Source organism: Pseudochrobactrum sp. AO18b (assembly GCF_000409565.1).
In the GTDB taxonomy this organism is placed as follows: Bacteria; Pseudomonadota; Alphaproteobacteria; order Rhizobiales; family Rhizobiaceae; genus Pseudochrobactrum; species Pseudochrobactrum saccharolyticum.
The window spans coordinates 1-2,285 of sequence record NZ_ANNO01000362.1 but is presented as its reverse complement, the minus strand read 5'-3'; the positions used below and the strand labels follow the sequence as shown (position 1 = coordinate 2,285).

The window sequence follows — 2,285 nt, the reverse complement described above, 5'->3', positions numbered from 1 at the left end:
CCCTTTTTATTACATTTCTCAGAAGGTTCTCAGAAGCCTTCATCCCATTCTGCCATGGCTTCAATCACGGCAGGCAGATCGCGGTGACGGTTGATAACTGTTTCCGCACCGGCTTCAGTCAGCTTGTCTGCATGACCCGGATAGGTGTGAGCACCGCCGGTAAAGCCGATGACCCGCATGCCCGCAGCGCGTGCCGCATGGATGCCATGGCTTGAATCTTCAATCACAAAACACTGTTTCGGCTCAGCATTAAACTGCTGTGCCGCGTAGGTATAAACATTCGGCGCAGGCTTCGGCTCTTTATTGCCAACCTCACGCGACGCATAAATATGCGGGGCAAATGCATCATACAGCGTTGAACGCTTGAGCATCAGTTCCAGAGAGTCCGAATTGGAATTGGAGCAGATAGCTTTCGGATATTGAAGCTGGCTGACCACATCCTCAATACCGTCTACAGTGAGCAGTTCTTTGGTAATCCGCTCTTTCATGATTTTGCGTGATTTTTCAATCAGCGAAGCGGAGATCGGAATGGAAGATTCCCGTTCAATTTCCATCAGAATGCTTGGCCATGTCAGACCGGCAAAACGCTCGGCAATTTCTTCCGGTGAAATCGGATAGCCGGCATCGGTGAGAAGCTCGGATTCGACCTGTGCGGCAATATACTCGGAATCGACCAGAACACCGTCACAGTCGAAGAGGATCAGCTGGGGTTTTGACATGAAAAATCCGTAAATGTTCATCAGCCACAAAAGCCGGACTGAGGCTCGGGCATGGGGAGGGAGGACGGGCACTGTTTACACTTAAAACGATTGAGGGTCAAAATGATAAAAGAAATTGCCGGTTCTTCTGTGTTTTATCGGCAAGGCAAATCAGCGGGCAAAATCGGGTGATTTGCGGTGTCTGATTTTAAGCTTTGGAACCGCAATTTCGCCAAGTGTTAAAAATTATTAAGCATTTACAGTGGTTTGTGAGCGCTGTTTTGTGTTGTTTTTAAAGAAATTTGACGATTTTCGCGCCTGATAACGCTTTTTAACAATTCGATTAACTCCATGTTTACCCTGTTCGGTAACCATAAGGACAGTAAAGCGTTCCTATGTTTAGCGAGTATCACATGTCCGTTGTTCGTCTTGTGAAAGATCTGCCAGAAGCTGCACCGCGCTCGGTCTGGCTCGATACAATTCTTAAGGGTGACTGCGTAGCTGCGCTCGATCGTTTGCCGGATCATTCGGTGGATGTGATCTTTGCTGATCCCCCTTACAATCTTCAGCTTGAAGGTGCTCTGCACCGTCCGGATCAGACCAAGGTCAATGCAGTTGACGACCATTGGGATCAGTTCGACAGTTTTCAGGCTTATGATGCCTTTACCCGTGCATGGCTGCTGGCCTGCCGCCGTGTGCTGAAGCCAAACGGCACCATCTGGGTTATCGGCTCATACCACAATATTTTCCGCGTCGGCGCATCGCTGCAGGATCTGGGCTTCTGGATGCTCAACGATATTATCTGGCGCAAAACCAATCCGATGCCGAATTTCCGCGGCCGTCGTTTCCAGAATGCGCATGAAACGCTGATCTGGGCATCCCGCGACCAGAAGAGCAAAGGCTATACGTTTAACTACGAAGCCATGAAAGCCGCCAATGATGATGTGCAGATGCGCTCTGACTGGCTGTTTCCGATTTGCACCGGCGGCGAGCGTCTGAAAGACGATAATGGCGATAAGGTTCATCCGACCCAGAAACCGGAAGCATTGCTTGCCCGTATTCTGATGTCTTCATCGAAGCCTGGTGATGTGATCCTCGATCCGTTCTTTGGTTCCGGCACCACCGGTGCAGTTGCCAAGCGTCTCGGCCGTCATTTTGTCGGTATTGAGCGTGAACAATCTTACATTGATGCGGCAACCAAGCGTATCGAAGCTGTTGAGCCTCTTGGCAAAACCGAACTGAAAGTCATGACCGGCAAGCGTGCTGAACCACGTGTAGCCTTTGTCAGCGTGATTGAAGCCGGTCTGCTGCGTCCGGGTACAGTTCTGTGTGATGCCAAACGTCGTCATGCAGCAATTGTTCGTGCAGACGGTACTCTGTCTGCCAATGGCGATGCCGGCTCTATTCACCGTATGGGTGCCAAGGTACAGGGCTTTGATGCCTGCAATGGCTGGACATTCTGGCATTATGAAGAAAATGGCGTGTTGAAGCCGATTGATGCGCTGCGCGCTGAAATCCGTGTGAATATGGCTCAAGCCGGCTCGTAAACTGAGCGGCAGAATACCGGCACTTGATACTGGTATTTTC

2 protein-coding genes are annotated in these 2,285 nt (G+C 50.4%); one reads left to right on the top strand and one right to left on the bottom strand.

Annotation, left to right across the window (positions count from 1 at the left end; all coding sequences use genetic code 11):
- Positions 1–29 precede the first annotated feature (29 nt).
- Positions 30–719, bottom strand: a complete 690-nt coding sequence (locus tag A918_RS0113960; RefSeq protein WP_022711663.1) for an HAD family phosphatase — start codon at positions 717–719, stop codon at positions 30–32.
- A gap of 392 nt (positions 720–1,111) precedes the next feature.
- Between A918_RS0113960 and A918_RS0113955 the strand changes: the two genes are divergently transcribed.
- Positions 1,112–2,245, top strand: coding sequence for a site-specific DNA-methyltransferase (locus A918_RS0113955; RefSeq protein ID WP_022711662.1), 1,134 nt, complete (start codon positions 1,112–1,114; stop codon positions 2,243–2,245).
- The last annotated feature ends 40 nt before the right edge of the window (positions 2,246–2,285 follow it).